Below are 25,414 nucleotides of genomic sequence, written 5' to 3'. Positions count from 1 at the left end.
TAGTGGCCCGGTAGGTTGCGACGCGCGGATGGAGTAATACGGAGCAACGCCGAGGCGCGTCGTTTGTTCCCGGAAGGGGGTGACCGGCGTGCTGGAGTTCGCGGTGCTGGGACTGCTGCACGAGGCACCCATGCACGGTTACGTGCTGCGCAAGCGGCTGCACGAAACACTCGGCATGTTCCGCACCTTCTCCTACGGCTCGCTGTACCCGACCCTGCGGCGGTTGCAGCGGGCGGGCTTCATCGTCGAGGAGGACGGCGAAGCCCCGGCGCCGGAGGCCGCCGCTCGAGCACAGAGCCGTGCGTGGGCGGCCCGTCGCGGGAAACGCGTGTACAAGCTGACCGCGGAGGGCAAGGAACGGTTCGCCGAGCTGCTCGGTGACGCCGGTCCGCAGACCTGGGACGACGAGGGTTTCGGTGTCCACCTCGCGTTCTTCTCCAGGACACCGGCCGACGTCAGGATGCGGATCCTGGAAGGCCGCCGTCGCCGGGTCGAGGAGCGCCGCGAGGGACTGCGGGCGGCCATGGCCAGGGCCGAGGAGAGGATCGACCGCTACACCCGCGAGCTGCACCGGCTTGGCCTGGAAAGCAGCGAACGAGAAGTGCGCTGGCTCAACGAGCTGATCGCGCACGAGCAGGCCGAGCAGCGGGCAGAGGAGCCCTGAGTTCCGCTCGGCCACTACCTACGTGAAGAACGAAACCAAAGGAGATTCCGGCATGGGCGAGAACCGCCGCAGCGTTCGGGTGGCCATCGTTGGCGTCGGCAACTGTGCCGCATCGCTGGTGCAGGGTGTGCAGTACTACCGCGACGCCGATCCCGCCTCGCGTGTGCCCGGGCTGATGCACGTCCAGTTCGGCGAGTACCACGTCCGGGACATCGAGTTCGCCGCGGCGTTCGACGTGGACGCCAAGAAGGTCGGCCGCGACCTCAGCGAGGCGATCGTGGCCAGCGAGAACAACACCATCAAGATCGCCGACGTGCCGCCGCTGGGCGTCACCGTGCAGCGCGGGCACACCCTCGACGGGCTGGGCCGGTTCTACCGGGAGACGATCGAGGAGTCCGACGAGCAGCCGGTCGACGTGGTCGCCGCCCTGCGCGAGGCCGAGGTCGACGTGCTGGTCTCCTACCTGCCGGTGGGCTCGGAAACCGCGGACAAGTACTACGCGCAGGCCGCCATCGACGCCGGGGTCGCCTTCGTCAACGCGCTGCCGGTGTTCATCGCTTCCGACCCCGAATGGGCGAAGAAGTTCACCGACGCGGGTGTGCCCATCGTCGGTGACGACATCAAGTCCCAGGTCGGCGCCACCATCACGCACCGCGTGCTGGCGAAGCTGTTCGAGGACCGCGGGGTGCAGCTCGACCGCACGATGCAGCTCAACGTGGGCGGGAACATGGACTTCCTGAACATGAAGGAGCTGGAGCGGCTCGAGTCGAAGAAGATCTCCAAGACCCAGGCGGTGACCTCGCAGGTCGACCGCGACCTCGGCAAGGGCAACGTGCACATCGGCCCGTCGGACTACGTGCAGTGGCTCGACGACCGCAAGTGGGCCTACGTCCGGCTCGAGGGCCGCGCCTTCGGTGACGTGCCGCTGAACATGGAGTACAAGCTCGAGGTCTGGGATTCGCCGAACTCGGCGGGCATCATCATCGACGCGGTGCGGGCCGCGAAGATCGCCAAGGACCGCGGCATCGGCGGCCCGATCCTGTCGGCCTCCTCCTACTTCATGAAGTCGCCGCCGGAGCAGTACGACGACAGCACCGCGCGCGACTCCGTCGAAAAGTTCATCGCCGGCGAAGCCTGAGTCCCAGGCGCAGCCCGAGTGCTATGAGTGGGGCATTACTAGCGATAAACGCTAGTAATGCCCCACTCATAGCGTTATACCCAGCGTGCGCGGTAGGTCGCTGATCTCGCGGAGGACGGCGGAGGCCTGCGCCAGCACCGCCGGGTCCGGCGGGAAGTGCGGGTTCGGCACGGCGAACACGCGCATGCCCGCCGCCATCGCCGACTTCAGGCCGTTCGTGGTGTCTTCGACCGCGGCGCAGTTCGCCGCGTCGACGCCCAGTTGCCGCGCCGCCTCCAGGTAGACGTCCGGGGCGGGTTTGCCCGCGTCCACCTGCTCGCTCGACAACGCCACGCGCACCAAGTCACGAAGGTCCGTCGCTTCCAGGAACGCCTGGATCAGCACCGGCGGCGACGAACTCGCGATGGCCACCGGGTACCGCTCCCCGACCGCGCGCACCGCTTCCGGCCCGCCGTCGATCACCGGCGGCCCGTCGGCGTACCGCTGCCGCATGCCGTCGACGACCACCTTCGCCACCTCGTCCGCACCGAGTCGGACGCCGAGGTCTTCCACCAGGTAGCGCGCCCATTCCGGGGTGCTCATCCCCTGCATCGCGCGGGTCGACTCGTCGCGCCACGTGCCGCCGTGCTCGGCGACCACCGCGCGCCGCACCTCGTCCCAGGTCTGCTCGGAGTCGACCAGTACACCGTCGAGATCGAAAACCACCGCGTCCATGCCGGGAACCGTACCTGCGCGGCGGATTACTACGACATGCTAAGTAAATTTAGTTAGCATGGCTAAGTTAATACTCGCGTGAAGAGGAGGCAGCGCCGCTGATGAGCGCCGGAAACCACGGAAGTCTGCTGGCCGCGATCAAGGGCCAGTCGAAGCAGGTTTGGATCACCGCCTTCGCCGCGGTCATCGCCTTCATGGGCATCGGCCTGGTCGACCCGATCCTGCTGTCCATCGCCGAGGGGCTGCAGGCCACGCCGTCCGAGGTGACCCTGCTGTTCTCGTCCTACCTGGGCGTGCAGGTGGTGGCGATGCTGTTCACCGGCGCGATGAGTGCCCGCTTCGGGGCCAAGCGGACCGTGCTCACCGGGCTCACGCTGATCGTGGTGGCCACCGCGTTGTGCGCGGCGGCCGGGTCGATCGAGCAGCTGGTCGGCCTGCGCGCGGTCTGGGGCCTGGGCAACGCCTTCTTCATCGCCACCGCGCTGTCGGTGATCGTCGGCGCGGCCACCGGCGGGCAGGCCGGCGCAATCCTGCTGTACGAAGCCGCGCTCGGGGTCGGCCTGTCGGTCGGGCCGCTGCTGGGTGCGCTCCTCGGCAACATCTCCTGGCGAGGCCCGTTCCTCGGCACCGCGGTGCTGATGGCGGGCGCACTGGTGCTGTGCTCGATCTTCCTGCAGAACGACAAGGACGAGCAGCGGCCACGCGTGCGCCTGCTCGACCCGATCCGCGCGCTGCGCCACGGCGGTCTGCTGCGGACCTCGATCGGCTCGGCGCTCTACACCGCCGCGTTCTTCGCGGTGCTCGCGTGGTCGCCGTTCGTGCTGGAGTGGAGCGCCATCGCGGTTGGGCTGGTGTTCTGCGGCTGGGGCCTGTGCGTCGCGGTCGCCGGGGTGGTCTTCGCCCCGAAGCTGGCGGCCAAGCTGGGCGAACGGCACGCGACCGTGGTCGCCGTGCTGGCCTACGCGGTGCTGCTGGCGGTGATGCTGGTGCCGAGCAAGCCGGTGCTGGTCGCCGCGATCGTCGCCTCCGGGCTGGTGTCCGGCCTGCTGAACACGCTGTTCACCGGCACCGCGATGTCGGTCAGCGACGCGCCGCGGCCGGTGGCCAGCGCGGGCTACAACTTCCTCCGCTGGATGGGCGGCGCGGTCGCGGCCACCGTGGTCGGGCACGTGGCCGAGTGGTTCGGCTCGCCGCAGGCGCCGTTCCTGGCTGCCGCCGTGCTCTGCGTGCTGGCCGGCGGGCTGCTTTCGCTCAAGCAGCGCACCCCGGACTCGCACCGGGTGCCCGCCACGGCGGCGCTGGTGGGCGAAGAGTTCTAGGCGCCTAGTGAACAAGAGGTGAACAACCGACCAACGGAGGTATTCCCTCCCTCGGTCGGTTCGCCTAGCGTCGGTCTCCCGAACTTGGAGGTCCGCGTTGAAGTTCCTGCCGTTGCTCTCCGGCCATTCACCCAGCCGCGCGGCCGTCACCTGCACCTACCGCTGCGGGGACGCCTGCTTCCACGAAGTGCCCAACACCTCGGACAACGCCACCTTCGCCGACGTGCTGAACGAGGTCAGCCGCCGCGGCGCGCTGAAGGCGGGAGCGGTGGTCGCGCTCGCCACGGGCGGCCTCGCCGCGACGGCCGCGCCCGCCCTCGCCGCCGCTCCCGACCACGGTCGACCCAAGCCGCCACCGGGACTGGACTTCCGGCGGGTCGAGCCGAACACGCTGGACGCGGTCGTCGTGCCGGAGGGCTACGAGCAGGGGATCATCATCCGCTGGGGCGACCCGGTGCTGCCCGGCGCGCCGCAGTGGGACATCACGAAGCAGACCGGCGACGCGCAGGCCAAGCAGTTCGGCTACAACTGCGACTTCGCCGCGCTCCTGCCCTTCGACCACGCCGGGCACGCGTCGCTGCTGGTGACCAACCACGAGTACACCACCGAAACGCACATGTTCCCCGGCTACGACGTGGACAACCCGACCGAGGAGCAGGTCAAGGTCGCGTGGGCGGCGCACGGGCTGACCGTGGTGCTGGTGACCCGGTCGCCGTGGAGCGGGCACTTCCAGCCGAAGATGTCGAAGTTCAACCGGCGCATCACGATGCACACGCCGTTCAAGGTGACCGGCCCGGCCGCGGGCAGCGACCTGCTCAAGACCTCCGCCGACCCGACCGGCACCGTGGTGCTCGGCACGATGAACAACTGCGCCGGCGGCGTCACGCCGTGGGGCACCATCCTGTCCGGCGAGGAGAACGTCAACCAGTACTTCGGCAACGCCGATCTGGTGCCCGACGAGAAGACCCGCAAGCGGCTCGCGCGTTACGGCATCAAGGGCACCGGGACCGTGCGCAAGTGGGAGCGGTTCGACACCCGGTTCGACCTGACCAAGCAGGTCAACGAGGCGAACCGGTTCGGCTGGGTGATCGAGCTGGACCCGCACGACCCGGGGAGCACGCCGGTCAAGCACACGCACCTCGGCCGGTTCAAGCACGAGTGCGCGAACATCCGCATCGCCGACGACGGCCGGGTCGTGGCGTACTCCGGGGACGACGAGCGCTTCGAATACATCTACAAGTACGTCTCGAACGGCAAGGTCAAGAAGGGCGACAGCACGCACGCCCGCCGCCACAACATGACGCTGCTCGACGACGGCACGCTCTACGTCGCCCGGTTCACCGGTGACTCGCCGGTGTCCGAGATCGACGGCAGCGGGAAGCTGCCCAGCGACGGCGAGTTCGACGGCGGTGGCGAGTGGATCCCGCTGGCCGCGGGCAACAAGTCCTTTGTGGACGGGATGACCGCCGAAGAGGTGTACGTGTTCACCCGCGAGGCGGCCGACCAGGTCGGTGCGACCAAGATGGACCGGCCCGAGGACATCCAGGCGCACCCGAAGACCGGCCGGATCTACTGCGCGCTGAGCAACAACGTCGAGCGCGGCAACCCCGGCAAGGAGGGCGCGACCGAGCCGAACCCGCGGCTGAACAACAAGCACGGCCAGGTGCTCGAACTCGAGGAGGACGCGCTCGCGCTGAAGTTCAGCTGGCGGTTGTTCCTGGTCTGCGGCGACCCGGCCGCGCCGGACACCTACTTCGCCGGCTTCCCGAAGGACCAGGTCTCGCCGATCTCCAGCCCGGACAACGTGGCCTTCGACCGCCACGGCAACCTGTGGATCTCCACCGATTCCGCCGGGGCGCTGGGCATCAACGACGGGCTCTACGGCGTGCCGCTGGACGGCAAGCAGCGTGGCAACCTGAAGCTGTTCCTGACCGTGCCGAAGGGCGCGGAGACCTGCGGCCCGATCATCGGCGACAAAGTGGTCACTGTCTGTGTCCAGCACCCCGGTGAAGTGGACGGCGCGAGTGCCGACAACCCCGTTTCACACTGGCCCGACGGGGGTGCCAGCGTGCCTCGGCCCTCGGTGGTGGCCGTCTGGAAGCCCGGCAGGCACGGGTTGTCCGATATCGGTGGTTGACCTCGGTTCAAGCTGAATGACCTGGTCATCGCGATGTGGCGCACACGCGCGCGGGCAGTGCGCCACACCGCGTTCTCCGGCTGTTCACGTGCAAGTCGGAACGGGCTCTCTTTGGTCGCTTAACGTCACGGCGTTCCCCTGACTGGACCACCATGGAGGCACCGTGTCCGTCGAGCCTCAGCGGCTCCTGCCGTTGTTCACTTCTCACCCCGGCGGCCGATCGGCGGTCACCTGTGAGTACCGCTGCGGCAACGCCTGCGCGCACCCCGAGCCGAACACCTCGGACAACGAGTATTTCGGCGATGTGGCGAAGAACGTGCTGTCGCGCCGCGGCGCGCTGAAGGCCAGCGCGGTGATGGCCGCGGCGGCGGGCGGGTTCGCCGCCCTCTCCGGGACCGCGGCGGCCGCGCCCGTGCAGGCCGAAGGGCACGGCAAGCCCGGCAAGCCGGCGAAGAAGGTGCCCGGCACCGACTTCGACCCGGTGCCGCCGAACACCAACGACGCGGTCACCATCCCGCCCGGCTACGACCAGCGCGTGGTCATCCGCTGGGGCGACGCGGTGGTGCCCGGCGCGCCGAAGTTCGACTTCGCCAAGCAGACCGCGGCGGCGCAGGAGAAGCAGTTCGGCTACAACAACGACTTCGTCGGGCTCATCCCGCAGGACCCGCTGGGCATCGCGAACCTGCTCGTGGCCAACCACGAGTACACCACCGAGGTGCACATGTTCCCGGTGGACCAGTACGACCCGAACAACCCGACCGAGGAGCAGGTCAAGATCGCCTGGGCCGCGCACGGGATGTCCGTGGTGCAGGCCCTGCGCGACCCGGTGCACGGCGGCCTGCGGGTGGTGCCGAGCCCGTTCAACCGCCGCATCACGCTGAACACCGAGTTCGAGGTGCGCGGGCCCGCCGCCGGTTCGCAGTTCCTGAAGACCTCCGCCGACCCGGCAGGCCGGACCGTCCGCGGCACGCAGAACAACTGCGCGGGCAGCGTGACCCCTTGGGGCACCGTGCTTTCCGGTGAGGAGAACATCAACCAGTACTTCGCCAACGCGGGTGCGGTGACCGACCCGGTGCAGGCCGCGCGGCTCAAGCGCTACGGCTTCTCCGGTGCCGCGAGCACCCGCAAGTGGGAGCGGTTCGACAAGCGCTGGGACGTCACCCAGGAGCCGAACGAGCCGAACCGCTTCGGCTGGGTGGTGGAGATCGACCCGCACGACCCGAACTCGAAGCCGATCAAGCACACGCACCTCGGGCGGTTCAAGCACGAGGGCGCCGCGATCAAGATCGCCGAGGACGGCCGCGTGGTCGCCTACTCCGGGGACGACGAGCGCTTCGAGTACATCTACAAGTACGTGTCGAACGGCAAGTACAAGAAGGGCAACAGCGCGCACGCCCGCCGCCACAACTCGAGCCTGCTCGACGACGGCACGCTCTACGTCGGCCGGTTCACCGGCGACAGCCCGGCGGCCGAGATCGACGGTACCGGCAAGGTGCCAGCCGACGGCGAGTTCGACGGCAGCGGCGAGTGGCTCCCGCTGGCCGCGGGCAACAAGTCCTTTGTGGACGGTATGACCGCCGAAGAGGTGTACGTCTTCACCCGGCAGGCCGCGGACAAGGTGCTGCCGACGAAGATGGACCGCCCGGAGGACATCGAGCCGAACCCGGTCAACGGCCGGGTGTACGTGGCGCTGACCAACAACTCCGACCGCGGTGCGGCGGGCAAGGCCGGGGTCGACGAGGCCAACCCGCGCAACGTCAACCGCAACGGGCACGTGCTGGAGTTCGAGGAGATCGGCGGTGCGGCGTCGACGAAGTTCGCCTGGCGCCTGCTGCTGGTCTGCGGTGACCCGAAGGCCGCCGACACCTACTTCGGCGGGTTCGACAAGGCGCAGGTCTCGCCGATCTCGTGCCCGGACAACGTGGCCTTCGACCCGCACGGCAACCTGTGGATCTCCACCGACGGCAACGCGCTCGGCTCGCACGACGGGCTGTTCTCGGTGCCGGTGAGCGGTCCGGAACGCGGCAAGGTGCAGCAGTTCCTCTCGGTGCCGACCGGCGCGGAGACCTGCGGCCCGGTGGTCACCTCGGACCTGGTGCTGGTCGCCGTGCAGCACCCCGGGGAGAACGCACCCAACTCGGGCAGCCCCACCTCGCACTGGCCCGACGGCGGCACCACCCAGCCGCGCCCGGCCATCGTCTCGGTGTGGCGCCAGCGGGGCAGGCACCTGCCCGGCAAGATCGGCATCCGCTGACCTCTCGGCCACCCGCTGACCGACCCGGCCAAACGCTATGAATGGGGCATTACTTGCAATGGATGCAAGTAATGCCCCACTCCTAGCGTTCTTACTCGGTGGCCCGGCGCATGGCGGAGGTGCCCAGGTAGAGGCCCAGTGCGGCGATGCCGAAGACCGCCAGTCCTCCGTGCAGGACCGAGGCGGTGGCCAGTTCACCGCGGAACAGCGCCCGTTCCGCATCGACCACATAGGACAGTGGGTTCAGCCGGGCGACGGTGTGCAGCCAGGCCGGGGCGCCGTCGAGGGGCAACAGCACGCCGGAGAGCAGCAGCAGCGGGAACAGCACCGTCTGGTGGATGGCCCAGAACAGCGAGTCCTGCTTGCGCACCGCGATCGCCAGTGCGAACGACAGCGCGCCCATGCCGAATCCGAGCACCGCCAGCAACACCAGGCCCGTGAGCACGCCCGCCGGGTGCAGGGTGAAGCCCAGCGGTAGCACCACCAGCGTGATCAGCACCGCCTGCGCCAGCAGCACCACCACTTCCTTGAGCACCCGGCCCAGCAGCATCGCGGTCCGGCTGAGCGGGGTGACCAGCAGCCGTTCCAGCGAACCGGTGCCGCGTTCCATCAGCAGCCCGTAGCCCGAAGCCATGGTGCCGAACAACGAGAGCATCACCAGGATGCCCGGGACGAACCACTGCCACGGCGAGCCGTCGCCGGGCAGCAGCGGGCCGAACAACAGCAGGAACACCAGCGGCTGGGCCATGGTGATCAGCAGACCGGCCGGGCTGAGCAGGTTCGGTTTGATCTCCCGGCCGAAGACCACCCCGGTGTGGGTGAGCAGGTTCATGCGTCTCTCCTCAGGCTGATTCGCGCAGGCTGCGGCCGGTGAGGCCGAGGAACACGTCGTCCAGGGTCGGGCGGCGGAGGTCGGCCGAGCGCACGGTGATCCCCTCCCGGTACAGCTCCCGCAGGTAGCGCGGCAACGCGGCGGTGGCCTGCCCGGCCAGCCGGATGGTCACCAGGTCCCCGTCGACGAGCACCTCCTTGGCCGGTGGCGCCAGTTCCGCCGCGCGGCGCGGTTCGTCGACGAGCACTTCGATCAGGTCACCGGCCAGGTTCGCCTTCAAGTTCGCCGCGGTGTCGTCGGCGATGACGCTGCCGTGGTCGATCACCAGCACCCGTTCGGCCATCGCGTCGGCTTCGTCCAGGTAGTGCGTGGTGAGGAAGATCGTCGTGCCGAACTCCCGCCGCAGGCGCAGGATGTGCTCCCAGAGGTTCGCCCGGTTCTGCGGGTCGAGGCCGGACGACGGTTCGTCCATGAACAGCAGCTTCGGCCGGTGGATCAGCCCGAGCGCGATGTCGAGGCGCCGCCGCTGGCCGCCGGAAAGCGTGTTGGCATAACGCTTCCCCAGCGCTTCGAGGTCCAGCATGGCGAGCAGCTCACCGGCTCGCTTCCTGGCTTCCGACCGGCTGAGGCCGTAACACCGGCCCTGGCTGAACAGCTCGTCCGCCACCCGGAAGTAGTCGCCCGAGCTCTTGCCCTGGCCGATGTACCCGATCCGCTCACGTGCGGCGGCCGGCTCGGTGCGGATGTCGTGCCCCGCCACCACCGCCGTGCCCGCCGTCGGCGGCAGCACGGTGGTCAGCATGCGCAGGCTGGTGGATTTCCCGGCGCCGTTCGGGCCGAGGAAGGCGACCAGCTCGCCTTCCTCGACGTCCAGATCAAGGCCCCGGACGGCTGCCACGGTCTCCTTCTTGACCTTGAAATGCCTGGTCAGACCGCGGGCATGGATCATCTGCAGCTCCCATACTCAAATTTGAGCCACCCCATTCACGGGCAGCGCGAGATCGATCTCAGTAGGTGATTTGCCGGATTTGAGGCTTGGAAAGCTTACTGCGAATACGTCATAAAACGTCAGGAACCTTGACAGTCGACGTTTATTCTGTGCACTGTGAAGCCGCCCATTCCGTACCTGCTCGCCTACGCGCACACGCTCGCGGCGCGGCAGGCCGCCGAGCGCCTCCGCCGGTTCGGGCTCACCGCGCGTCAGTTCGGCGTGCTGGTGCAACTCCAGCTCGAACCGGAGCTGACCATGTCGGAACTCGCGCGCCAGTTCGGCGTCAGCAGGCAGTCACTGCACGAGATGGTCGGCGAACTCGAGGACGCCGGGCACCTGTACCGGGTACCCGGCGCCACCGGGCGGACCGTGCGGCTGGTGCTCACCGAGGGCACCGAACGGCTGCTCGCCGCCGCCGAAGGCCCGATGATGCGGGCGGAACACGACCTCGTCGCCGGGCTGAGCGCGCGGGAGACCGAAGCCCTGCGTGGTCTGCTGCAGAAACTGCTCGCGCAGGCCACCGACGACGAAAGCTGGCTGAGCTACTGAAGCGCGTCCTTCTTGATGCGCTTGCCCAGCACGATGGCGACCCCGGCGGCGGCGATCATGCACAGGCCGACCGCCCACATCCCGGTCCGCTGGCTGCCGGTGGCGTCCTTGAGCCAGCCGGTGATGTAGGGCGCGGCGAACCCGCTGATGTTGCCCAGCGAGTTGATCATCGCGATGCCGCCGGCCGCCGCGGCCCCGGACAGGAAGCTCGACGGCAGCGCCCAGAAGGTCGGCAGCGCCGAGCAGACACCGGTGGCGCAGATGGTCACCGCGACCATGGCCATGATCGGGTTCCCCAGGTACAGCGCCACCGGGATGGCCGCGCCGCCGACCAGCATCGGCAGCGCCACGTGCCAGGTGCGCTCGCCGGTCCGGTCGCCGTGGCGCGCCCACAGCACCATCACCACCGCGCCGACCACGTACGGGATCGCGGTGATCAGCCCGGTCTCGGTGATCGAGAACTGCACGCCGAACTGCTGCTTGAACCCGGCGATGATGGTCGGCAGGAAGAATCCGAGCGCGTAGAGGCCGTAGGCGATGCCGAAGTAGACGAACGCCAGCGCCAGGATGCGCGGATGGGACAGCGCCTTGCGCAACGGCCAGTGGTGCTTCTGCTCGGTTTTCGCCTTCTCCGCGTCCAACGTGGACGAAAGCCAGGAACGCTCGCTCTCGGTCAGCCACTTGGCCTTCTCCGGGCGGTCGGTCAGGTAGAACCAGGTGACGAAGGCCAGCAGGATCGCCGGTATCCCCTCGACCAGGAACATGAACCGCCAGCCGGACAGGCCGAACACCCCGTCGCCGCCGGAGATCAGCAGGCCGGAGACGGTCGAGCCGACCGCCGAGGAGATCGGCACCGCGGCCATGAACATCGCCACGGCCTTCGCGCGCTGCGCTGCCGGGAACCAGAAGGTCAGGTACAGGATGATCCCGGGGAAGAAGCCCGCCTCGGCCACGCCGAGCAAGAACCGCAGGATGACCAGCGTGGTCGCGTTCGGCACGAAGGCCATCACGGTGGCCACCACGCCCCAGGTGATCATGATCCGGGCCATCCACCGCCGCGCGCCGAACCGGTGCAGCGCCAGGTTGCTCGGCACCTCGAGCAGCAGGTAGCCGAGGAAGAAGATGCCGGAGGCGAAGCCGAAGACGGTCGCGGTGAGCCCGAGTTCCTCGTTCATCCCGTTGGGCGCGGCGAAGGCAAGATTGACCCGGTCCAGGTAGTTCACGAAGTACAGCAGGCAGAGGAACGGCATCAGCCGCAGCGCCACCTTGCGGAGCACGCGGTCACCGGGATCAGTCGCCTTCATGATCGCCCATCACAGGCCCGTCGCGCCGCCGAGTCAAGGGCCTTTTACCGTGTCGGTCATGACTGAACAGCCGCTCGCACTGGTCACCGGAGCTTCGCGGGGCATCGGCGCCGCCGTCGCGCACGCGCTCGAACCCACTCACCAGGTGCTGCTCGGCGGCCGTGACGCCGCCGCGCTGGCCGAGCGCGCGGCCGGGTCACCCGGCACGCGGCCGTGGGCGGTCGACCTGGGCGACTTCGACGCCGCGCGCGATGCCGTCGCCGGGATCGACCGGCTCGACGTGCTGGTCCACTCGGCCGGGGTGGCCGAACTGGGGACCGTCGAGCAGTCCACCGCCGAGGACTGGCGGCGCAACTTCGAGCTGAACGTGGTGGTGGTCGCCGAGCTGACCCGGTTGCTGCTGCCGGCGTTGCGAGCCGCGAAGGGGCACGTCGTGGTGATCAACTCCGGTGCCGGGCTCACCGCACGCCCGGGCTGGGGCCCCTATGCGGCGAGCAAGTTCGCCGTGCGTGCCTTCGCCGACGTCCTGCGCGCCGAGGAGGAGCCGAACGGCATCCGCGTCACGTCCGTCCACCCGGGACGGACCGACACCGACATGCAGCGCGCGATCGTCGCCGGGGAGGGCAACGAGTACGACCCCGACCGGTACCTGCGCCCGGACTCGGTCGCCAAGGCGGTGCTGGCCGCGGTGTCCGCGAGCCCGGACGCGCACCTCACCGAACTCGTCGTGCGGCCCCGATGACCACCACACCGACCACGGCCACCAGCAGGTTCGCGTAGATCTCGTACCCGTGCAGCACGTCGAAGCGCGGGAAGACGTACCGGTTGAACGCGTTCAGGAAGGGCCCGAGGACCGGCTGGTAGGCGAGGTGGTCGATGGTGCCGCTGAGGCCCATCAGCACCAGCAGCCCGCCCAGGGTCTCCCACGACTTCCGCATGGTTTCGACGCTAGGGAGCACCGGCCCGCGGGGTGATCGGCCGAAGGTATCGGCCGCGGCGACTTCGGTATCGGATCCGCCCGCGGCGAGCCGATCGCTGGGTAGGTTCGCCGGGTGCGCACCCGCCGTGACTGGATCGTGGACACCGCGTTGTTCGGCCTCGCCGTGGTGTTCGGGTTCTGGATGGCGGTGGGCAGGCTGCGGTGGTGGCCGATGCCCGAACCGGCGTGGTTGTTCGACCTGGACCAGGTGGCCGGCGCGCTCGGCTGCGCGGCGCTGTGGTGGCGGCGACGCCGGCCGGTGCCGCTGGCGGTGGTGCTGACCGCGCTGTCGACGTTCTCCGAGCTGGTCGCGGGGGCGGCGATGGCGGCGTTGTTCACCGTCGCCGTGCACCGGCCGCCGCGGGTGACCGCGTTGCTGTGCGCGGGCGGGCTGCTCGCCCTGCTCGGGTACCAGGAGATCCGCCCGGAACCCGACGCGCCCGCGTATCTGATGCTGTTGTTCGGCGTGGTGGTGCAGGGCGCGGTGGTCGGCTGGGGGCTGGCCGTCCAGCACCGGCGCAAGCTGCTGGTGACGCTGCGGGAACGCGCGGTCCAGGCCACGCGCGAGGAGATCGCGCGCGAGATGCACGACGTGCTCGGGCACCGGCTTTCCCTGCTCAGCGTGCACGCGGGCGCACTGGAGTTCCGGCCGGACGCGCCCGCCGACGAGATCGCGCGGACCGCCAGGGTGATCCGGGAAAGCTCGCACCAGGCCCTGCAGGACCTGCGCGAGGTGCTCGGGGTGCTGCGCGCGCCGGTCGGTGACCGGCCCCAGCCCGGCATCGGTGACCTGGACGCGTTGCTCGAGGAGTCCCGTCACGCGGGCATGCGCGTCGAACTCCGGCGGGACCTCAGGGGCGAGCCGCCGGAGACGGTCGGCCGGACCACGTACCGGATCGTCCAGGAAAGCCTGACCAACGCACGCAAGCACGCACCGGGCGCGGCCGTCGAGGTCACTGTGGACGGTGGGCCCGGGGACGGGCTGACCATCGAGGTGACCAACGCGGCGGCAGGCAGGCCGGGCGGTTCGGGACAGGGGCTCGCCGGGCTGACCGAGCGCGCGGCCATCGTGGGCGGGCGGCTGACCCACGGCCAGGAGGCCGCCGGTGGGTGGCGGGTTTCGGCCTGGCTACCGTGGCCGCCGTGATCCGGGTGCTGCTCGTCGACGACGATCCGCTGGTGCGTGCCGGGCTGCGGATGATGCTCGGCGGCACCGAAGACCTGCGGGTGGTCGCCGAGGCCGGTGACGGCACCGAGGTGCTCGCGCTGGTCGAGGCGCGGGAGCCGGACGTGGTGCTGATGGACATCCGGATGCCCGAGATGGACGGGCTCACCGCCACCGAAGCCGTGCGTGCCCGGCCGTCGGCGCCGGAGGTCATCGTCCTGACCACCTTCGACGCCGATCGCCACGTGCTGCGCGCGCTGCGGGCCGGAGCCGCCGGGTTCCTGCTCAAGGACACCCCGCCCGGCGAGATCGTGGCCGCGGTCCGGCAGGTGGCGCAGGGCAATCCGGTGCTGTCCCCCGCGGTGACCCGGCGGCTGATGGACCGGGTCGCGGAGTCCGATCAGGACCGTCGCCGCACCCGCGCGGCGTCGCGGCTCTCCCGGTTGAACGACCGGGAGCGCGAAGTCGCCGTCGAGGTCGGCCGCGGCCGGTCGAACGCGGAGATCGCCCGCCCTGCACCTCGGGGTTCCGACGGTGAAAACGCACGTCTCGGCGATCCTGACCAAGCTCGACCTGAACAACCGGGTGCAGATCGCCCTGCTCGTGCACGACGCCGACCTGGTCTGACGCGCCGGCGCGGCGACGAGCTAGGCGCGCAGGCGAGCCGATGCCTCCGCGACGGCCGCCTGCGCGGCACGCCGGTCCACCTTGGTCGACTCCCCGTCCGCGACGACCTGCTCGCCCGCCACCCAGACATCCCGCACCCGCCGCGAACCCACGCCCCACACCAGGTTCGCCAGCAGTTGCGCGTCCGGCACGTCGAGGCCCGTGGCGAACGCCGGGTCGTCCAGGTCGATGTGCACCAGATCCGCCCAGCGACCGGCTTCCAGCGCGCCGATGTCCGCCCGGCCGAGTGCGTCGGCACCGCCGCGCGTGGCCAGCAGCAGCGCGTCCGCCGCGCTCAACGCGGTCGAATCCCCGGTCGCCAGCCGCGAGAACATCGCCGAGAGCTGCACCTCTTCCCACAGGTCCAGGTCGTCGTTGCTGGCCGGGCCGTCGGTGCCCAGGCCGACCGGCACCTTCGCCGAGCGCAGTTCCGCCAGCCGCGCGATGCCGGAGGAGAGCTTCGCGTTCGACCCCGGGCAGTGCGCGACGCCGACCCCGTGCCCGGCGAACAACGCGATGTCCTCATCGGACAGGTGGATCGCGTGGGCGGCGATCATCCTGGTGTCCAGCAGGCCGACCTTGGCCAGCAGCTTCGGCACCGAACCGTGCTCGGCGCGCTGCTTCTCGTCCTCCGCGCGGGCCTCGGCCACGTGGATCTGCACCAGCGCGTCCCGGTGCACGGCGGATTCCGCGGTCAGCCGCAGCGCTTCCTCCGGCAGCGTGTACGCCGAATGCGGCCCGTAGCTGAGTTCGATCCGCTCACCCGGGCCGAAGCGCAGGCCGTCGGCGTCGATCCAGGCGTCGATCGCGGTGAGCTGCGCTCGCCAGTCCAGGCCGGGCAGGTCCATGATCGGCGTACCGATCGACACCCGGGCGCCGGTGGCCAGCACCGCGTCGGCGAGCTGCTCGCCGTGGAAGTACATCTCCGCGCTGGTGGTGACGCCGTGGCGGAGCATTTCGACCGAGCCCAGCAGCATGCCGGTGCGGATGTCCTCCGGGCGCAACCGCGCCTCGGCCGGCCAGATGACCTCGCTGAGCCACCGCAGCAGCGGCAGGTCCGAGCCCATGCCGCGCAGCAGCACCATCGGGCTGTGCGCGTGCGTGTTGATCAGGCCGGGCAGCAGGACGCCGGTCAGCTCGGTGCGCGGGGCGTCGCTCTCGGGGGCGGTCGAGGCCGGACCGCAGTGGGCGATCCGCCCGTCCGCGTCGACATCGACCACCGCGTCGCGGAGCACGGCACAGGCGGGGTCGGCGGGGAGGACGACAGGAGCGTGGAAACGACGGCGCATCACGAGATTCTACGGGGTGCGGTTCACTCGTCCATCAGCCCGGAACGCCAGGCCCACGCGGCGGTCTCCACCCGGTTGCGCGCGCCGATCTTGCCCTGCACCGACGCCAGGTGCGTTTTCACCGTGGACAGCGACAGGAACAGCTCGGTGCCGATCTCGGTGTTGGTCAGCCCGCGCGCGGTCGCCTTCACCACGTCGATCTCGCGCGCGGTCAGCGACTCCGACGGCGGATCGACCGCCTGCCGGGCCGGTTTGCTGTCGAAGTGCTTCAGCAGGCGCACGGTGATCTGCGGCGACACCAGCGCGTCCCCGCGGGCGGCCGCGCGCACCGCCTCGATCAGCAGCGCGGGCCCGGCGTCCTTGAGCAGGAAGCCGCTGGCGCCGTTGCGCAACGCGGTGTGCACGTACTCGTCGAGGTCGAAGGTGGTGACCACGACGACCTTCAGCGGATCGGTCACGTCCGGCCCGGCCAGCTGCCTGGTCACCGCCAGCCCGTCCAGTTCGGGCATGCGGATGTCCAGCAGGCAGACGTCCGGGCGCAGCTCGCGCGCCTGGCGCACGGCGTCCACGCCGTTCGCCACGTCGGCCACCACCTCGATGTCGTCCTGCGCGTCGAGGATCATGCGGAAGCCCATCCGCACCATTTCCTGATCGTCCGCGATCAGCACCCGGATCATTCCGCTCCCGCCAGTGGCAACCACGCTTCGACCAGCCAGCCACCCTCCGGCGACGGCCCGGCCGAAAGCCGTCCGTGCAGCAGCGCGACCCGTTCGCGCATGCCGACCAGACCGTATCCGCCGGAGACCGGCGCGGTGCGCTGGCTCTGCCCGCGCCCGTTGTCGCTCACCCTGACGTGCAGCTCGCCCTGCTCCTCGCGCACCGCCACCCAGGCGACGCTGGCGCCGGCGGCGTGCTTGCCGATGTTCGTCAGCGACTCCTGGACCAGGCGCAACGCCGAACGGGCGACCTCCTGCGGCAAGTCGTCCGGCAGGTTCAGCTGGATCTTGGTGTACACCCCGTGGTTCGCCGCGTCGACCATCTTGTGCAGGTCGGCGGCCAGGTCCATGGTGGCCTGCTCGCTGAATTCGGTGGTGCCCGCCGGGTGGTCGCCGCGCATGCTGCGCACCAGCCGCCGCATCGCGGTCAGCGCTTCGGTGCCCGCGGTCTCGATCCGGTCCAGTGCGTCCAGCGCCACCTGCGGGTTCTTCCCGGCGACCATCTTCGCCGCCTGCGCCTGCACCACGATCCCGGTCACGTGGTGGGCCACCACGTCGTGCAGTTCCCTGGCCAGCGCCATGCGCTCGGAGGTCTGCGCGTCGGTGACCGCGGACTGCACCACCTGCTTGCGCTCGGAATCGCGCGAGCGCAGGAACAACCCGGTGGCCACCGAGATGCCGAGCAGCAGGACCGCGGAGAGCACGTGCGGCTGCAGGTCGCCGAGGTCGAACGAGGGCCCGTCGGGGCGGGTGTTGACCACCGCGCCGGTCGCCACCACCACGGAGAGGGCGGCGATGGCGGGGACGGCACGGGCGTTGCCGGCGTACCGGATCAGCAACACGGTCATCGCCGCCCCGGCGCCGACCTGGGCGATGGGGGTGCCGCCCGCGAGCACGTAGCTCGCGTGGCCCCGCAGCACCAGCCGCGTGACCACCACGGACACCAGCATCACCCCGGCGAGCGCCCAGGCCGCGGGCACCGGTTCACGGATCGCCACCACGGCGAGCACCACCGCGACGAACGAGCAGAGCAGGGTCGGCCCGACCCGCAGGCCGTAGTCGAAGCCGGCGGCCAGTTCGAAGAACATCAGCAGGGACAGCCCGCCGACCAGCGGCCACTGGCCGTTGACCACTTCGGCGAACCGGTTCTTCCGCTTGCGCTGCGCCGGGCGCCGGGCGCCCAGGCCGAACAACACGGCGGCGACCAGCAGCCCCAGGCCGAAGAACGGGGACCGGCCGCCCAACGCGGCGCTGACCGGGTCCATGTCCCCGCGCGTGGCGATGGCCAGCAGGCAGGAGACGACCAGCGAGGTGGTCGCGGCGAAGGCGACCCCCGGCCGGGCCGCCCGCACCACGAAGATCACGAGTTCGACGCCGGCCACCACCTCGGCGAAGGACAGTTCGTCCAGCACGGTCGAGTAGGACTGGACGCGGCCGAAGCGCAGCAGCGCCGAGGTGAACAGCAGCACGACCGCACCGGCGAACGCGGCGGTGACCGGCTGTTTGCGCGCCCAGACCGCACACGCCGACATCAGCAGGATGCCGGGCACCATCCCCAGGTCGCGCAGGCGCGGGCCGACGTCGTCGAACCCGGCGCCGGTGATGATCACCAGGTCGCACAGCAGTGCGGCGAGCAGCACCATGCCGGGCACGCCGAGCCACCGCAGGAAGGCGGAGACCCGGGCGGTGAGCTGGTCGGCGGTGGGCACGGAAGCGACGGTAGAGGATCGCACGGGTCCCGCACCTTGGCCGCCTGGCCATCTCCGCCTCGGCCGATCGGCCGAGGTCGCCGCGGCCCGCGGTGGCCGTCTGCCCGAAGCCCGGCCCCCGCTCGCTGCGCGAGTCTTCTCGGCGAAACGCGGTCCGAGAACGAGGAGACTTCCGGTGCAGAATCCACAGTGGACGAACGACGGCGCGCCCGTGCTGTCCGGCAGGGGACTGGTCAAGCGCTACGGCGCCCAGTACGCGCTGGCCGGGGTCGACATCGACGTCCGCGCGGGGGAGGCGATCGCCATCGTCGGGCCGTCCGGCTCGGGCAAGACCTCGCTGCTGCACGTGCTGGCCGGCATCCTCAAGGCCGACGACGGCGAGATCCTCCTCGGTGGCAAGCGGGTCGACCAGCTCAGCGAGACCAAGCGCAGCGAGCTGAGGCGCTCGGAGTTCGGCTTCGTCTTCCAGTCGGGCATGCTGGTCGCCGAGCTGACCGCCGAGGAGAACGCCGCGCTGCCGCGGCTGCTCGCCGGGGCGGGCCGCAAGGAGGCGATCACCGCCGCCCGCGGCTGGCTGGGCAGGCTCGGGCTGGCGGGCAAGGAGCAGCGGCGCCCGGGTGAGCTGTCCGGTGGCGAGGCGCAGCGGGTGGCGATCGCCAGGGCGCTGGCGCACCAGCCGAAGGTGATCTTCGCCGACGAGCCGACCGGGGCACTGGACACGCGCACCGGCCGCGACACGATGAGCGCGCTGCTCGCCTCCGCCGCCGAGACCGGCGCCGCGGTGATCGTGGTGACCCACGACCGCGAACTGGCCGAGTCCATGCCGCGCACGGTGGCCATCCGCGACGGCCGGATCGACGTGCAGGTCGCGGCATGAACCCGTTCCAGCTGGCCATGCGCGTGCTCCGGGGTGATCGCCGGACGCGGGTCTCGGCGATCCTCACCGGCGTGGGGGTCGCCGTGGCGACCGCGCTGGTCCTGCTGCTGGTCGGGCTGCCGTTCGGCACGCAGGCGCGGGCTGAACGCTCGTTGTGGCAGCAGCAGATGTACAGCTCGCAGGACGAGGGCGTGGCGACCCTGGCCAAGGTGATCTCCAACGACTACTTCGAAGGCCGGCAGATCATCCGCGTCGACGTGGCGCAGCTGTCGCCAGTGGACTCCCTGCCGGCCGGTATCGACCGGCTGCCCGGTCCCGGCGAGGCGGTCGTCTCGCCGGAGTTGGCGCAGCTGATGGATTCGCGGATGGCGTCGCAGCTGTCCGACCGCTTCGGCACGGGAGCGCGGTCGATCCTCGGCGAGGAGGCGCTGGCCTACCCGGAACAGCTGGTGGCGCTGGTCGGGCACGCCCCGGAGGACATGCCGCAGCATGCGAGGCCGGTGAACGGCTTCCCGAAGACCGGCGCGCAGCCGGACCCGCTGCTGCAACTGCTCTCCGGCGTCGGCGTGGTGGTGCTGCTGGTGCCGAGCCTGGTGCTGGTCGCCTCGTCCGCCCGCCTGACCGCCGCCCGGCGCGAGCAGCGGCTGGCCGCGCTCCGCCTCGCCGGGGCCACGCCGAAGCAGGTGATCGGCATGGTCGCCGCCGAAACCGCGCTCGCCGCGGTGGCCGGGGCGGTCCTCGGCCTCGCGGTGAGCCCGCTGGTCAACGCACTGGCCACGGTGGTCCCGTGGGCGGGCGGCACCTGGCAGTCGGACGACTTCGCGCTGCCGCTCCCGCTCGCCATCGGCATCACCGCGGCCCTGCCCGCGCTGGTGCTGCTGGCCGCGGTCGCCGGGCTCCGGCGGGTGGTCACCACGCCGCTGGGCGCGACCGGCGGGCACACCAAGAAGCCGCTGCACTGGTGGCGCCTGCTCGCGCTGCCCGCGGCCGGGCTGTTCTTCTTCTACGCGATTTCAACGACCAAGGACGGCGGCGGAGTGCTGGCCGTGCTCGGTGGGCTGGCCGTGCTGGTCGGGTCGGCGGCGGTGATCGGACCGTGGGTGACCTCGGCGGTCGGCGGCATCTTCGTCCGGGTGTGGCGCAAGCCCGCCGGACTGCTCGCCGGGCGGCGGTTGCGTGACGACCCGAAGGGCGCCTACCGCGCGTCGGCCGGGGTGGTGCTCGCGGTGTTCGCCGGATCCATGGCGCTGACCCTGCTGCCGAGCCTCGAATCGCTCGCCGGCGGCGGCCGTTCCTTCCACGATTCGGTGATCTACCTGGACACCGACGCGACGGCCGCGCAGCAGATCACCGACAAGGCGAACACCGAGCTGACCCGGTACGGCGTGCCGGAACGGGCTGCCTCCATCCCGCAGGTCGTGCTCCAGGAACCGGGTTCGGAGGGCGGCCGGTACACGCAGGTGCTCGACTGCGCGAGCGCACGCAGCCTGCTGCGGTTCGACCCGGGCACGTGCGACGGGAAGCCCGCCGTCTACACGGGCTCCGCGCTGGACCTGACCGGCATGAAGGTCTCCGGCGACGAGGGTCCGGGTCAGCCGCTGGTCGCGGGCACGGTCGTGCGCGAGGTCGCCCCCCGCGGTGAAGATCGGTTCACTTCGACGTTCGTCGACCCGTCGGCGGTGCCTGCCGGGATGCAGCCGCAGAACTACACGATCGCCGTGCCGACCACGCCGGAGACGCGCGAGGTGGTGCGGACGGCACTCGTCGGCGCGGCCACCGGAGAGCAGGTCAACAGCCGTGAGCTGGTGCTCGGCAACCAGCAGACCGAGCTGGGCGACCTGCGGCGGGTGACGGTGATCGGGCTGGTCGCGGCGGGCGTACTGGCCGGGTGCAGCGCGGCGATCGCCACCGCGGGCTCGGTGATGGACCGTCGGCGCACCTTCGGCGCGCTGATCGCCGCGGGCACCCCGGTGCGCACGCTGGCGCGAGCCCTGCGCATGGAGGCGGCGTTGCCCGCACTGGTCGCCACCATCGGCGCGGGCGTGGTCGGCGCGGTCGTCGGCCTCGGACTGTTCGGCCTGGTCGACGACGGTCCCGTGGTGCTCAGCCCGTGGATCCTGGCACCGGTGGTCCTGGGCGCCGGGGTCGCGGTGCTGGCAGCTTCGGTGTGCACCCCGGCCCTGAACCGGGTGCGCGCCGAACCCCTCGCCGACGAGTGAGGGGTCGCGGCCGCGCCCCGCCTTCGCGGCGGGGCGCGGTCAGCGGCGTTCGAAGATGAGGTCCCGGCTGACGCGGTCCTCTTCGTTGGCGCGATTCTCGAACTTGGTCACCGGGCGCCAGTCGGGACGCGGTGCCCAGTCGTCGTACCGGTTGACCAGGGTCGGCTCCGCGGAGAGCACCTCGAGCATCTGCTCGGCGTAGTTCTCCCAGTCGGTCGCCAGGTGCAGCGTGCCGCCGGGCCGCAGCCGCGAGGCGACGAGCTTGACGAACTCCGGCTGCACCAGGCGACGCTTGTGGTGGCGCTTCTTCGGCCACGGGTCCGGGAAGAAGATCCGCACGCCGTGCAGGGAGTCCTCCGGGACGTGCCTGGTGAGCAGCACGACGGCGTCCCCGTTGATCAGGCGCAGGTTCTCCACGCCGAGCTTCTCGGCACGCAGCATCAGCTGGCCGAGGCCCGGCTCGTACACCTCGACGGCGACGTAGTTCAGCTCCGGCGCGGCGGCGGCCAGCTGCGAGGTCGTCTCGCCCATGCCGGAGCCGATCTCGAGCAGCACCGGCGCTTCCCGGCCGAACCACGCGTCGAAGTCGAGCGGCCCCTCGGGCAACTCGGCCACCTTGCGGCCGAGCGACGGCCAGTGTTCTTCCCACGCGCGCTGCTGCCCGACGGTCATCCGGCCACCACGCTGCACGTAGCTGACCACGCTGCGCAACCGCGGCTGGTTCTCGCTTTCCACCCGGCAAACCTAACCGCCGGTCAGCGGACCGCTTCGAACTCCCCCAGCCGCGCGCGCAGCCCGGCCAGTCCGGGCACCGCGATGGGTCTCGGCGTGGAGCCGCTGTGCGCGGGCAGCACGTCGATCCAGCCGGTGTGGCGATCGGTGTTCAGGATGGTCGTCGGGATCCGGTGCCCGGAGGGACCGCCCTCCGACGGCATGAACTCCCAGTAGCCGGCTTCACCGTCGGCGCCCCAGGGGACGTACTCCCAGCCGATGCGCCTGCCGAGCAACTGCGCGATCCGGTCCTCGACGCGGAAGCCGCTCTCGCGGGAATCCAGTTCACCGGCCACCACGGCCCGCAGCCACCAGGGCGCGGGTACGCGGGCGCCACCCGCCGCTGTCGCCCGGTAGAGCGCGAGCACCTGGTCCTCGGGGGCGCGGTGCACCCACGCACGCCGGATGTCGGACGGTTTGACCGCCGCCGCCACGATGCGGGGCATTTCGATCGCCTGCGACCATTCGAGTCCCACCATCGGCTCGAGCCGGAGCTGGCGCGGGGCAGGTCGCTGGGCGGGGATGTTGCCTTCGACTCCTCGATCGGTTTTCACCACCGTCAAGGGTCACCTCCGTAGAGTTCCGTGACGGGTTCACTATTCAAAATGCCTGGTCAGCGGCCGGGTGTCTGCCCACTGTGAGCGAACCCACAGCGTATTTACATGGTCTTAACCAGGCGGCGTGCAGTAGTGCTTCCTGAGTATGTCGCTTAGATCTTGTAATTCGTTACTACCTGTTCGCGACTCTTTCCCGTGATCTTTTGCCCGAGCCGCCCGCTCGCAATGATTCCCCCATTTCCCACCCTTTTAGCCCCCAAACCGCCCACCCCCCACAACATTCCGCCACCCCGCCCACCCAACCCCACACCCCCAAACCCAAACCCACCCCGAACCCCACACTCCCGCACCCGAACCCCACGTCCAGGCACCCGAACCCCACGTTCGGGAAGCCGAGTTCCACGTTCAGGTCAGGCGAGTGCCACTTTCGGATGGCCGAGTTCGGCTCTGCGGTAGCCGAAGTCCACGTTCGTGGATATCAGTTCCACGCCCGAACCGGCGAGTGCCACGTTCAGGCACCCGAGTTCCACACTCACGCCCCCGAGTTCCGCACTCGAGCACCCGAGTTCCCCACTCACGCACCTGAGTTCCACACTCACGCCCCCGAGTTCCGCACTCGAGCAGCCGAGTTCCACGCTCGGGCAGCCGAGTTCCACGCTCGGGCAGCCACCCGGCGAACGAACGCAAAAATGAAAGGGCCCGGGTCGCCCCCCGAAGTGGCGACCCGGGCCCTTTCCCCCGTTCCGGTTCTGCGCACCCCCGTGCCGCGGAGCCGGATTCCCCTGTAGAGGCTTTATGCGTCCCGCTTCTTCGCGGTGGTGATGGCGATCACCAGCATGATCGCCGCGAAACCGGCGAAGTACGCCAGTGCCCAAGCCGGGCTCAGCGTGGACGACGACAGCGGCGGCCCCGCCTCCCCGCCCATGGCGCCGTTCGACGCGCCGTCGCCGGCGATGAACTTGTGGGCCACGTTGAACGGCATCCACTGGTGGATGTCGTCCCCGATCGACGGGATCAGCGGCACCAGGCCCTCGACCGCCAGGTTGTAGATCAGCAGCAGCGAGATCGCCCCGGCGCTGTGCCGGATCAGGATGCCGACGGCCACGGCCACCACCGCGGCCAGTGCGAACACCGGGCCGATGCCCGCCACGTTGATCCACTTCGCGGTGGTGTTCAGCGCCAGGTCGGCCTCGGGCTGCAGCAGGTTCGCGATGCCCCACGAGCCGAAGCCGGCGATCTCCCCGATCACCAGCGCCAGCAGCGCGACCACCACGGTCTTCGCCAGCAGCGCCGAACCCCGGTGCGGCACCGCCTGGAACGTGGTGCGGATGGTGCCGAAGCGGTACTCGGTGGTGACCGCCAGCGCGGCCAGCACCATCACCACGGCCAGGCCGAAGGAGTACCCGAATTCGGCACTGCCGACCGTGACGAACTCGACGTTCTCGGTGGTGCCGGTGACCAGCGCGGCGAACCCGATGGTGACCACCAGCGTGATCAGCGCGCACCACCACGGTGAGCGCGTGGTGAACAACTTGATGCGTTCGACAGCGAGCAGAGTCATGGTTGTCTCCAGAACGTCACTGACCGGTCGGCGCGAGGATCTGCGCCGCCTCGGTCTCCAGGCCGGTGTGGTACTCCACGGAGTCGCCGGTGATCTGCATGAACGCCTGCTCCAGCGAGCCCTGCAGCGGGCTCAGCTCGTGCAGCACGATCCCGTGCTGGGCGGCGATCTCACCGATCTTCGCGCTGTCCAAATCGGACACGATGAGCGCGTCGTCGTCCGCGGTCACCTGCGCGCTGGCGTTGGTCAGCAACTGGCCCAGCTGCGGCAGCTGCGGGCTGCGCACCTTCACCGTGTTCTCCGACGCGCGGGCCACGAAGTCCTTTGTGGAGCTTTGCGAGATCAGCTTCCCCCGGCCGATCACCACCAGCTCGCTCGCGGTCAGCGCCATCTCCGAGAGCAGGTGGCTGGAGACGAACACCGTGCGGCCCTCGTCGGCCAGCCGGTGCATGAACTTGCGGATCCAGAGGATGCCCTCCGGGTCCAGCCCGTTCACCGGCTCGTCGAACAGCAGCACCTCGGGGTCGCCCAGCAGCGCCGCGGCGATCCCCAGCCGCTGCGACATGCCCAGCGAGAACCCGCCGGCGCGCTTGCCGGCCACCGACGTCAGGCCGACGGTGTCGAGCACCTCGTCCACCCGGCTCGCGGCGATCTTGTTCGACTTCGCCATCCACGCCAGGTGCGCGCGGGCCGAGCGGTTCGGGTGCACCCACTTGGCGTCCAGCAGCGCGCCGACCGTCCTCAGTGGATTCTTCAGCTCGTGGTACCGCTTGCCCCCGATGCTCACCCGGCCCGCGGTCGGGTTGTCCAGCCCCAGGATCATCCGCATGGTGGTGGACTTCCCTGCCCCGTTCGGGCCGAGGAAGCCGGTGACCCGGCCCGCCGCGACGCTGAACGACAGCTGGTCGACGGCGAGCGTCTTCCCGTACCTCTTGGTGAGGCCTTCTGCCTCGATCATGTCTCCTCCTCGGCAGCGGAACGCCGGATGTGGCCCCATCGTTTC

The 25,414-nt window shown here is 70.3% G+C and carries 22 protein-coding genes and 1 pseudogene; 11 read left to right on the top strand and 12 right to left on the bottom strand.

All coding sequences use genetic code 11. The features are described 5' to 3' along the window. Nucleotides 1–88 precede the first annotated feature (88 nt). Both L3Q67_RS10440 and L3Q67_RS10435 read left to right on the top strand, forming a co-directional pair. Nucleotides 89–664, top strand: a complete 576-nt coding sequence (locus L3Q67_RS10440) for a PadR family transcriptional regulator (RefSeq protein WP_499189324.1) — start codon at nt 89–91, stop codon at nt 662–664. Between the two features lie 52 nt (nt 665–716). Continuing rightward, a complete protein-coding gene (locus L3Q67_RS10435; protein WP_499189323.1) occupies nt 717–1,802 on the top strand; it encodes an inositol-3-phosphate synthase in 1,086 nt (361 codons plus the stop codon). A gap of 66 nt (nt 1,803–1,868) precedes the next feature. Here L3Q67_RS10435 and L3Q67_RS10430 read toward each other — a convergent pair whose 3' ends face one another. Next, nucleotides 1,869–2,516, bottom strand: a complete 648-nt coding sequence (locus L3Q67_RS10430; RefSeq protein ID WP_499189322.1) for an HAD family hydrolase — start codon at nt 2,514–2,516, stop codon at nt 1,869–1,871. Between the two features lie 101 nt (nt 2,517–2,617). Between L3Q67_RS10430 and L3Q67_RS10425 the strand changes: the two genes are divergently transcribed. The 3 genes from L3Q67_RS10425 to L3Q67_RS10415 all read left to right on the top strand — a co-directional run bounded on the left by L3Q67_RS10425 (nt 2,618) and on the right by L3Q67_RS10415 (nt 8,226). Then, a complete protein-coding gene (locus tag L3Q67_RS10425) occupies nt 2,618–3,835 on the top strand; it encodes an MFS transporter (protein WP_499189321.1) in 1,218 nt (405 codons plus the stop codon). 97 nt (nt 3,836–3,932) lie between these two features. Further along, on the top strand, nt 3,933–5,972 hold the full coding sequence (locus L3Q67_RS10420; RefSeq protein WP_499189320.1) for a PhoX family protein: 2,040 nt from the start codon (nt 3,933–3,935) through the stop codon (nt 5,970–5,972). Nucleotides 5,973–6,135: 163 nt separating this feature from the next. Beyond that, nucleotides 6,136–8,226 (top strand): PhoX family protein, encoded by a 2,091-nt coding sequence (locus L3Q67_RS10415; RefSeq protein ID WP_499189319.1) that lies wholly within the window; start codon nt 6,136–6,138, stop codon nt 8,224–8,226. A 91-nt stretch (nt 8,227–8,317) separates the two neighbouring features. Here the strand turns inward: L3Q67_RS10415 and L3Q67_RS10410 are convergent, their stop codons facing one another. Together L3Q67_RS10410 and L3Q67_RS10405 are read right to left on the bottom strand one after the other, a co-directional pair. Further along, on the bottom strand, nt 8,318–9,058 hold the full coding sequence (locus tag L3Q67_RS10410) for an ABC transporter permease (RefSeq protein WP_499189318.1): 741 nt from the start codon (nt 9,056–9,058) through the stop codon (nt 8,318–8,320). A gap of 10 nt (nt 9,059–9,068) precedes the next feature. Continuing rightward, nucleotides 9,069–10,007: a DrrA family ABC transporter ATP-binding protein gene (locus L3Q67_RS10405; protein WP_499189317.1), complete on the bottom strand. Its 939-nt coding sequence runs from the start codon at nt 10,005–10,007 to the stop codon at nt 9,069–9,071. 156 nt (nt 10,008–10,163) lie between these two features. On the opposite strand from L3Q67_RS10405, the gene L3Q67_RS10400 reads away from it, so the two are divergent. Then, nucleotides 10,164–10,598, top strand: a complete 435-nt coding sequence (locus L3Q67_RS10400; protein WP_499189316.1) for a MarR family winged helix-turn-helix transcriptional regulator — start codon at nt 10,164–10,166, stop codon at nt 10,596–10,598. On the opposite strand, the gene L3Q67_RS10395 is transcribed toward L3Q67_RS10400, so the two are convergent. Next, on the bottom strand, nt 10,592–11,902 hold the full coding sequence (locus L3Q67_RS10395) for an MFS transporter (RefSeq protein ID WP_499189315.1): 1,311 nt from the start codon (nt 11,900–11,902) through the stop codon (nt 10,592–10,594). The genes L3Q67_RS10400 and L3Q67_RS10395 overlap by 7 nt on opposite strands. Nucleotides 11,903–11,960: 58 nt before the next feature. On the opposite strand from L3Q67_RS10395, the gene L3Q67_RS10390 reads away from it, so the two are divergent. Beyond that, nucleotides 11,961–12,644: an SDR family oxidoreductase gene (locus L3Q67_RS10390; RefSeq protein WP_499189314.1), complete on the top strand. Its 684-nt coding sequence runs from the start codon at nt 11,961–11,963 to the stop codon at nt 12,642–12,644. On the opposite strand, the gene L3Q67_RS10385 is transcribed toward L3Q67_RS10390, so the two are convergent. Beyond that, complete coding sequence (locus L3Q67_RS10385) at nt 12,616–12,840, bottom strand: hypothetical protein (protein ID WP_499189313.1); 225 nt, start codon at nt 12,838–12,840, stop codon at nt 12,616–12,618. The two genes, L3Q67_RS10390 and L3Q67_RS10385, sit on opposite strands and share 29 nt — an antisense overlap. 114 nt (nt 12,841–12,954) lie before the next feature. Between L3Q67_RS10385 and L3Q67_RS10380 the strand changes: the two genes are divergently transcribed. Together L3Q67_RS10380 and L3Q67_RS10375 are read left to right on the top strand one after the other, a co-directional pair. After that, the gene (locus L3Q67_RS10380) at nt 12,955–14,028 is read left to right on the top strand and encodes a sensor histidine kinase (protein ID WP_499189312.1); all 1,074 of its coding nucleotides are present in this window, start codon (nt 12,955–12,957) and stop codon (nt 14,026–14,028) included. A gap of 50 nt (nt 14,029–14,078) precedes the next feature. Next, nucleotides 14,079–14,673, top strand: a pseudogene (locus L3Q67_RS10375) (response regulator). Nucleotides 14,674–14,693: 20 nt separating this feature from the next. On the opposite strand, the gene L3Q67_RS10370 reads toward L3Q67_RS10375, so the two are convergent. The 3 genes from L3Q67_RS10370 to L3Q67_RS10360 are packed head-to-tail and all read right to left on the bottom strand — an operon-like array spanning nt 14,694 to nt 18,426. Continuing rightward, nucleotides 14,694–16,001, bottom strand: a complete 1,308-nt coding sequence (locus L3Q67_RS10370) for an amidohydrolase family protein (RefSeq protein WP_499189311.1) — start codon at nt 15,999–16,001, stop codon at nt 14,694–14,696. A gap of 23 nt (nt 16,002–16,024) precedes the next feature. Next, on the bottom strand, nt 16,025–16,678 hold the full coding sequence (locus L3Q67_RS10365; RefSeq protein WP_499189310.1) for a transcriptional regulator: 654 nt from the start codon (nt 16,676–16,678) through the stop codon (nt 16,025–16,027). Beyond that, entirely contained in the window at nt 16,675–18,426 is a 1,752-nt protein-coding gene (locus L3Q67_RS10360; protein WP_499189309.1) for a sensor histidine kinase, read from the bottom strand. The genes L3Q67_RS10365 and L3Q67_RS10360 overlap by 4 nt, the downstream gene beginning before the upstream one ends. A 175-nt stretch (nt 18,427–18,601) precedes the next feature. Here L3Q67_RS10360 and L3Q67_RS10355 point away from each other — a divergent pair, with 175 nt between their 5' ends. Together L3Q67_RS10355 and L3Q67_RS10350 are read left to right on the top strand one after the other, a co-directional pair. After that, on the top strand, nt 18,602–19,303 hold the full coding sequence (locus L3Q67_RS10355; RefSeq protein ID WP_499189308.1) for an ABC transporter ATP-binding protein: 702 nt from the start codon (nt 18,602–18,604) through the stop codon (nt 19,301–19,303). Then, nucleotides 19,300–21,522 (top strand): ABC transporter permease family protein, encoded by a 2,223-nt coding sequence (locus L3Q67_RS10350; protein ID WP_499189307.1) that lies wholly within the window; start codon nt 19,300–19,302, stop codon nt 21,520–21,522. Before L3Q67_RS10355 ends, L3Q67_RS10350 begins: the two co-directional genes overlap by 4 nt. Nucleotides 21,523–21,561: 39 nt before the next feature. On the opposite strand, the gene trmB is transcribed toward L3Q67_RS10350, so the two are convergent. From trmB to L3Q67_RS10330, 4 genes are all read right to left on the bottom strand, one after another. Continuing rightward, nucleotides 21,562–22,257: a tRNA (guanine(46)-N(7))-methyltransferase TrmB gene (gene trmB, locus L3Q67_RS10345; protein WP_499189306.1), complete on the bottom strand. Its 696-nt coding sequence runs from the start codon at nt 22,255–22,257 to the stop codon at nt 21,562–21,564. Between the two features lie 20 nt (nt 22,258–22,277). Next, nucleotides 22,278–22,772, bottom strand: a complete 495-nt coding sequence (locus L3Q67_RS10340; RefSeq protein WP_499191490.1) for a hypothetical protein — start codon at nt 22,770–22,772, stop codon at nt 22,278–22,280. A gap of 871 nt (nt 22,773–23,643) precedes the next feature. Next, the gene (locus tag L3Q67_RS10335) at nt 23,644–24,411 is read right to left on the bottom strand and encodes a hypothetical protein (RefSeq protein WP_499189305.1); all 768 of its coding nucleotides are present in this window, start codon (nt 24,409–24,411) and stop codon (nt 23,644–23,646) included. Between the two features lie 16 nt (nt 24,412–24,427). Further along, nucleotides 24,428–25,369, bottom strand: coding sequence for an ABC transporter ATP-binding protein (locus tag L3Q67_RS10330; protein WP_499189304.1), 942 nt, complete (start codon nt 25,367–25,369; stop codon nt 24,428–24,430). Between the last annotated feature and the right edge of the window lie 45 nt (nt 25,370–25,414).

The sequence above is a fragment of the Saccharothrix sp. AJ9571 genome, from assembly GCF_021725495.1.
Classification (GTDB): Bacteria; Actinomycetota; Actinomycetes; order Mycobacteriales; family Pseudonocardiaceae; genus Amycolatopsis; species Amycolatopsis magusensis.
This window is presented reverse-complemented; position numbering and strand designations above follow the sequence as displayed.